The organism is Actinomadura geliboluensis (assembly GCF_005889745.1).
Classification (GTDB): domain Bacteria; phylum Actinomycetota; class Actinomycetes; order Streptosporangiales; family Streptosporangiaceae; genus Spirillospora; species Spirillospora geliboluensis.
In genome coordinates, this window is the sequence record NZ_VCKZ01000470.1 from 1 (window position 1) to 6,658 (window position 6,658).

The following is a 6,658-nucleotide window of genomic DNA, read 5'->3' on the forward strand; positions in this document are numbered from 1 at the left end:
GACTTCACACCGCAGACGGCGCCATCACCACCGGCGTCCGCCGCAGCGCCCGCGACCTGCTCGCCTACCTGGCGCTACACCCCGACGGGGTCGCCCGCGACCGGGCAATCGGCGCATTGTGGCCCGATCACGACCCCGAGGCCGCCGCCAACCAGTTCAACACCGCCACCGCCAACATACGGAAAACCCTGCGCACCGCCACGGGGCTCCGTGAACCCATGTACGTCATCCACACCGCGGGCAACTACCGCCTGGACAACGACCTAATCGACACCGACCTGTGGCGCCTGACCAAGACTCTCGACCATGCACGCCACGCCACCACCGATCCCGACCGCATCACCGCCCTCGCCCCCGTCATCGACCTCTACACCGCCGACTTCGCCACCGACCTCACCCACGACTGGGCCGAGACCTACCGCGACCACCTCCGCTGCACCGTCACCGACGCCCTCACCCGCCAGGCCCGCCTTCTCCACGACGACAAGCCGGACCTAGCCCTCGCCGCCCTGAAACACGCCATCACCCTCGACCCCTACGCCGAGCCCCTCTACCGCGACCTCATGCAACTCCAAGCCCAACTCGGCCACACCGACGCCGCCCGACGCACCTACCAACTCCTCTCCACCCGCCTCGCCGACCTCGACACCGAACCCGACGACCGCACCCACCAACTCCTCAAAGCCCTCCAAGGCCCCCACCCACGGTGACTGACGTGGCGTAATGCGGCGATGCGTCACGGTGGGAACAACATGACGGCGCAGGAGGCGCAAGCCGACAAGATCGGACGGGCTGGCCTGACCGATGCCGCAGCGTCACCGTCGTCACCGACCCGGCCAGACCTTCGTGGCACGGAATGCGGTCAGGCGCGCAAGGTTCGACACCGCAGGGCCCCAGACGTTACATCCGGCGGCCACTCGTCACACGGACGGCTCCACCGGCAGCGGCAGCGGCAGAACCAGGACGTCGAACAATGGAGCGTCTGGCCAGTTGGGGCGCAACTGCCCAACTCGCTCCCATCCCCAGGACGAATAGGCGCGGTACGCCGTGACGTTGTCGGCTTCCACCAAGAGGGTCGCCCGTGCCTCCGATCGCCTACCCAGCAGGGCATCGTGCAGGGCGTGCGCGACTCCTTGGCCCTTCCATTGACCGCAGACCATGATCTCCGAAAGCGCGAACGTCCTGGCGCCGTCTTCCACAGTGAAGTCCGGCTCCGGTTCGTCAATGAGTCCACGCCACCACGCGGTGTCGGGACCGAGCGGCCAGCCCCACGTTTGCCCAACGGGCTGGCCCTCCTGGAACGCCACGACCATGTCGAACCCGCGGCCGGAAGACGTGTAGGCGTCGAAGCGCGTCATGAATCGTTCGGGCGAGTCGAATGGGTCGCCGCTGGCGATGGCCTCGGCGTAGGCATCCCGATAGATCTTCTCGACGATGTCACGGATCTCGCGGGCCTGCCGAGCGTCGAACCGGCGGAACTCGGGTTGCGTCATGCCGGCGACGTTACTTTCGTTGCGAGGTCGTCCGCTACCGCTGCGTACCGGTCGTGGAAGTCAGAGTTGAGATCGGCCAGAGGCTGAAGCGCTTCGAGCGCTCGAACCGATCCCACGGTCTTTTCAAGGTCGTCCAGCGTGGCATGCCCCGTTTCCAGTGCACCCGCGGTGTCACCCGCCGCCAGCCGTGTCTCCGCCAGCGTGGCCCTGTAGAAGGTCCTGTTCCTCGGCGCGAGCGCGGCATCATCGAGCACCCGTTGGAACAGCGTGGTCGCCTTCTGGTCGTCACCCACGATGGAAGCGACCCGAGCTTCGTGCCCGGACAACTCGGTCCACGTCACAAACCCCAACGATTGCCAGTCGTCAGGATGGCTTCCCCGATCAAGTTCACGCTTGGCCGCGCTGATCGATGAATGTGCTCCAGCCTCATCCCCCAGCAACGCCTTGACGGTCGCGGTTCGCATGTCAATGAGCGCGTGAAGTTTCGGCGAGGGGTGGTGTTTCGCGGAGTCTGCCGCGATCTTCAAAGCACGCAGTGCTTCTCGCGCAGGCCCCCTCCGCCGGCTGACCCTCGCGAGGGCAGTGGATTGCATCGCCATCGTCGCGTAGACATGGGCGCGCAACGCCGAGTCTTCGCCACTGTCGGATAGCGTCGCGGCCTCCTGCGAGAGCCTGCGGGCCAGCGCGAGGTCGCCCGCGTCGAACGCCAGGAAACTCGTGCAGTTGGCGAGGTGAGCCCCGGCCTGTATCAAACCGAGCCCGATCCCCTCGTTGTAGTCGCTCTCATCCAGCATCGCTTTGGCGCGACCCACCAACTTCAGTGCCTGCCGAAGGAGAACAACGCCGCCGACACTCCAGTCTCGGGTCCACAACTCATCGGCGCAGGTCTTCAGATAGTTGACGTGCGCTCGTCCGACCTGACTCGGCGGGACGAATCCATCCGGCAGGAACGCCGAGGCCGTCAGCGCCAACAGACCACCGTTGAAGGTCCTGCGATCCATGCTCTGCTCCTCCGAGGTCCACCACAACTCAGGACCAGTGTCGGACCGGCCGAGGAAGAGCGGCAACAGTGCCTCGCGCGGCATGCAGATCGCATCGGCCCACGCCAGTAGTTCCCGTATGTCGTACAGGGTTCCACGTTCGCCTGACTCGATCCGCGTGACTCTGGTCTTCGTCCAGCCTGGCACCAGATCGGCCATCTCTTGCTGAGTCAACCCTGCCGACGAGCGCAACAAAGCAAGGACACCGCCGAGATTCATTTCGGTCAGAGCCTTACGTATCGGCTCGGTGTCCCATAGCCATACAGGTGCGCTGATGCTGTGCTGCTCCGCAGCACGCCGGCAGAGGCCGCAGACCGGCTCAGGGTTATAGCGCGAGAGCAGCGTCTTCCGGCACCCGGGGCACAACTTTTGATTCGGCATCAGCTTCGGCCTTCCCAATGCGGGGAGACATGGGTCCTCCATCACCACGTTAGAGGGCGAACTATCCCTCTGCCACCAGCCTTGATGCCAATGTGGCAACTGCACACGACCGCCCCTGAGCCGAACTGGTCGTTGTACACCTCTTCGAGGCGTGGCTGGCTTGTAGACCTCAACCGCAAGCCGGGAGGCCCTGGTGAACCAGCCAAACGACGAGGCGATCACTCACCTGACGGCGCTTGCCGAACGACTCGACGACGCCGACCTGCTCATCGAGCACGCCTTTGGGCAGAGACCTCCACAATTGTCGATAAAGAACACAAACATGCGCGACGGGCGCGGTTGGGAGCTTTTGTCTGGGGCGGTCCAAGTTGTGGTCGACCGCGGCAAGAGCTGGTTCGCATGGGATGACGGCGACCGGATCACCCGCACCGAATTCGTAGACGTAGCTGCCGAGCGAGTGACGCGCGCCCTCACGGTGCCCAAGCTGGTTTGACCACCATGTACAGCCACACATCCGCGCTGCCATCGATCGACCGCGGCAGCAGAAGATCGATCTAGAGCCGATCTACGCCGCAGCGCAGACTCTGCAATTCGCCAACAAGGAACCAGCATGAACGAGACAACGGACGTCGCCGACCCCATCGCTCGCGCAAAGGCTCCGCTGCAGCGGGACTTTCCGGAATGGAACATCGTCTACTCCAGCGCCAACCGCTGGTGGGCCTTCCTCGACCCGAAACGGCGGGGAAGGGACACGGCCCCCACACGGACCACTGCGGTGGACGCCGACACGTCCGAGGGACTCTACGAGCTGCTTACGACGGCGGTGTCATGATTCTCCCACCGGGCCTCGCCCGTGACTTCACCCGATCCTCCGAAGCTGGCGTCTACAACTTCTACCTGGGCGGCAAGAGTTGGACTGGGGCCGACAAGGAGACCGCTCTCGCGGTCATCCGGACCTCCCCGGACGCGCAGGCGGTCGCGAGGGAGAACTTCCTGTTCGCCGGCCGCGCCGCCTCTTGGGCCGTCGCCGAGTACGGCATCAGGCAGGTTCTAGACATCGGCGTCGGCATCGTCGATGACGTGCCGCTGGACTCGGTGGAGACCTGCGTGCACAACGTCAACCCCGATGCCGTCGTGCTCGCCTTCGACAACGACGAGGTCGTGCTCGCGCGTGCCCGCGCCCTTCGCACGGGCTACGGCCGTGTGCTCGACGGCGATGTCACCGACCTCGACAGTGTCTTCAACCACCCCGATCTTCTCAACCGCCCTGACCTGGCCGGGCGCATCGACCTGACCGCGCCGACGGTCATCGTCCTAGCCGCAGTCCTGCACTTCATCGACGACCCCGCCGCCGTCATGGCCGGCCTGTGGGACCGCCTGGCCCCCGGCAGCGTCGTCGTGCTGTCCCACGCGACTAAGACCCGCACCAGCCAGGCCCGCGTCGGCGGGATGACCAAGGCGTACGAGAAGGGCCGCAGTCCGATCGTCTTCCGCGAAGAGGCGGACATCGCCGCGCTCGCGGGCGGGTGGGACCTCGTACCGCCTGGTCTGGTCGATGTCCAGCTCTGGTCCCCGGACGGCAGTTATCAGGGTGAGCTGTACCAGAGCGTCCGCGTCGTCGGCATGGTCGCCCGCCTCCCCGACGCCCAGAAGGAGCTGCGCGATGTGCCGGGTGGTGCCCGGTGAGCGGCATGGCCTTTGACTGGCTCGCGGCAGAACGCGACCTCAATGGGGCATACGACGGCGACCGTGCGGCGATGGCGCGCTTGTGGGCGTTCTGGGGCGATGGGAAGGACTTCAATCCGGTCGATCGCGCCCTGGGTGAGAGGGTGATTGCGCACTTTCCGCAGGTTGAGTCGCTGGCCCTGCATCGGCTGGCGTTCCGCAGCCGGGTGGTGCGGGCCCTGGTCGGTGAGTGCGGCGTCGACCAGCTGCTGGTCGTCGGCGTTGACATGCCGACGCACGACGAGGTCCACCAGGTCGCCCAGGCGGTCAATCCGGACGCTCGCGTCGTGTACGCCGACGCCGACGCGCTGGTGATGCTTCACGCCAGGGCCATGTTCAGAGGCCGCGTCGGCGCCTGCGGGTTCGTGCAGGCAGGGCTGGACGAGCCTCGCACGGTGCTGGACGGCGCCGCCGCAACCTTGGATCTGCGCCGGCCGGTGGCCGTGCTGTTGATCAACAGTTTGGACGTCCTCACCGACGCGCAGGCGGTCGCGGCCCTTGCTGCCTTCCGGGCGAGTCTGGCAGCCGGCAGCTACATCGCGCTCTGCCATCTGGTCGCCGAGTACGACCGCGGCCTGGCCGTACTCGGCAGCATCTGCGCCGATATCAATCCCGGCCCGCCGCGTGTCCGCACCCCGGAAGCCCTCGCGGCGTGCTGTACGGGGATGGTGATGATCCGACCGGGGCTGGTATCGGCGCCGGTGTGGCGACCGGACCCCAGGCCGTGGCCGGTCACCGCCGACGTGGACCTGTGGTGCGGCGTTGGAGTGCTGCCATGACGACCCAGCTTCCTCAGACGGCGGTTCGGCCCGCCGGCGATAAACCGCCCCGGCAGACCCTCGAGCCCCTGGACCACGCGCGTGAGCTGGTCAACCGCCTCACTGCCCGGGGGTTGCGCGCGTCGGCTGCGCCGCTGGGAAGCCTGGATGGTGCGATGTCGGTCACCGCGCAGCGGGTGGACGTCCATCCCTACGTGGGCCGGCTGGTAGTGCTGCTGCCCGGCCCCGGCGGTTCCGACGAGTTGTACTGGCATTGGCAGCGGCCCTTCCCGAGGCATAAGTGGATCGGGGCCCGCTGGTTCCAGCCGTTTTTTCCGGCGGCCGCTTACGACGACTCCGCCGACGCTATCGCCGCGGTGATCGCGGCTGATCTGCGTGCCCGTGCCCGTCTGCTGCACGCGTCGGCCGCGCGGCTGGATGCGGTGGAAGAACCTGATGGCGAGGTCCTGGTCTACGTCGGGCATCGCGTGCACGCACTGGTGAGCCGGATGCTGGAGCGCCTCAAGGCCATCGAGAACGATCTGGAGGATCCCGATCTTCTCGCGGATCTGTACGGGATCGATCACCTGGCGACGCAGCTGCGCCGCGCGGCCGCGCGGTCGGCGGTGCTGGGAGGCCGTACCGCGCGGCGCGTCTCCGCGCCGATGCCGATCTCGACAGTGCTGCGTCAGGGGATGGCCGAGGTAGAGGCGTTTCAGCGAGTCCGGCTGACGCTGCCCGACGACGATGTGGAAATCCCCGGGTACGCGGGTCCAGACGTGATCCACATCCTGGCGGAGCTGGTGGAGAACGCCACCCGGTTCTCGGGCGACACGGTGCGGATGGTGACGGTCCAGACGCCCAGCGGCCTGGGGGTGGAGGTCCGGGACGAGGGTGAGCTGGCATTGTCGGCGGAGCGGCTTGCTGGACTGCGGCGGATCCTGGACGCGCCGTTCCAGGTCAGCCTGCGGGAGCAGGTCCGGCAGGGGCAGGTCGGGCTTCTGGTCGCAGCCCGGTTAGCCGCCCGGCACGGCATCCGGATCGAGCTGCATCCGCAGTCGCTCGGGATGCACGCACTGGTGCTCCTTCCCCACACCCTTTTGAACTCCCCGACTCCCGCTGCCGTGCTCCCGCAGTCCTCCTTCCGCCGCCGCGCCCGCGGCCTGCCCAGTTCCTCGGCATCCCTGCCAGCGCAGCCCGACCCGGCTCCGACCGGCGCCGCCGCGCAGGGGCCACCGGTCCACGAGCAACCCCCGTCCAC

Annotated in this window: 8 protein-coding genes; 6 read left to right on the plus strand and 2 right to left on the minus strand. The window is 67.1% G+C overall.

Annotated elements, in window-relative coordinates; genetic code table 11:
- Positions 1–710: AfsR/SARP family transcriptional regulator (locus tag ETD96_RS38710; protein ID WP_205719678.1), on the plus strand; the 710-nt coding region annotated here is incomplete at its 5' end.
- A 210-nt stretch (positions 711–920) separates the two neighbouring features.
- Here ETD96_RS38710 and ETD96_RS38715 read toward each other — a convergent pair.
- Positions 921–1,493 (minus strand): GNAT family N-acetyltransferase, encoded by a 573-nt coding sequence (locus tag ETD96_RS38715; RefSeq protein ID WP_138641464.1) that lies wholly within the window; start codon positions 1,491–1,493, stop codon positions 921–923.
- Positions 1,490–2,914, minus strand: coding sequence for a helix-turn-helix domain-containing protein (locus tag ETD96_RS38720; protein WP_171069442.1), 1,425 nt, complete (start codon positions 2,912–2,914; stop codon positions 1,490–1,492). Before ETD96_RS38720 ends, ETD96_RS38715 begins: the two co-directional genes overlap by 4 nt.
- A gap of 193 nt (positions 2,915–3,107) precedes the next feature.
- On the opposite strand from ETD96_RS38720, the gene ETD96_RS38725 reads away from it, so the two are divergent.
- The 5 genes from ETD96_RS38725 to ETD96_RS38740 form a co-directional block, all read left to right on the plus strand.
- Positions 3,108–3,407 (plus strand): hypothetical protein, encoded by a 300-nt coding sequence (locus ETD96_RS38725; protein WP_138641466.1) that lies wholly within the window; start codon positions 3,108–3,110, stop codon positions 3,405–3,407.
- Positions 3,408–3,524: 117 nt separating this feature from the next.
- Positions 3,525–3,746 carry a hypothetical protein gene (locus ETD96_RS45385; RefSeq protein WP_171069443.1) on the plus strand — a complete coding sequence of 74 codons (222 nt, stop codon included), beginning with the start codon at positions 3,525–3,527 and terminating at the stop codon, positions 3,744–3,746.
- Positions 3,743–4,600 (plus strand): SAM-dependent methyltransferase, encoded by an 858-nt coding sequence (locus tag ETD96_RS38730; RefSeq protein WP_171069444.1) that lies wholly within the window; start codon positions 3,743–3,745, stop codon positions 4,598–4,600. The genes ETD96_RS45385 and ETD96_RS38730 overlap by 4 nt, the downstream gene beginning before the upstream one ends.
- A gap of 5 nt (positions 4,601–4,605) precedes the next feature.
- Positions 4,606–5,418 (plus strand): SAM-dependent methyltransferase, encoded by an 813-nt coding sequence (locus tag ETD96_RS38735; RefSeq protein ID WP_240808536.1) that lies wholly within the window; start codon positions 4,606–4,608, stop codon positions 5,416–5,418.
- Positions 5,415–6,658, plus strand: a 1,244-nt coding sequence (locus ETD96_RS38740; RefSeq protein WP_138641469.1) for an ATP-binding protein, incomplete at its 3' end; no start/stop codon positions are given. The genes ETD96_RS38735 and ETD96_RS38740, both read left to right, overlap by 4 nt.

Bases quoted from the DNA above. Each gene is read 5' to 3' on its own strand.
- ETD96_RS38735 (WP_240808536.1), top strand. From the start codon at position 4,606: ATGGCCTTTGACTGGCTCGCGGCAGAACGCGACCTCAATGGGGCATAC.
- ETD96_RS38715 (WP_138641464.1), bottom strand. From the start codon at position 1,493: ATGACGCAACCCGAGTTCCGCCGGTTCGACGCTCGGCAGGCCCGCGAG.
- ETD96_RS38720 (WP_171069442.1), bottom strand. From the start codon at position 2,914: ATGCCGAATCAAAAGTTGTGCCCCGGGTGCCGGAAGACGCTGCTCTCG.
- ETD96_RS45385 (WP_171069443.1), top strand. From the start codon at position 3,525: ATGAACGAGACAACGGACGTCGCCGACCCCATCGCTCGCGCAAAGGCT.
- ETD96_RS38730 (WP_171069444.1), top strand. From the start codon at position 3,743: ATGATTCTCCCACCGGGCCTCGCCCGTGACTTCACCCGATCCTCCGAA.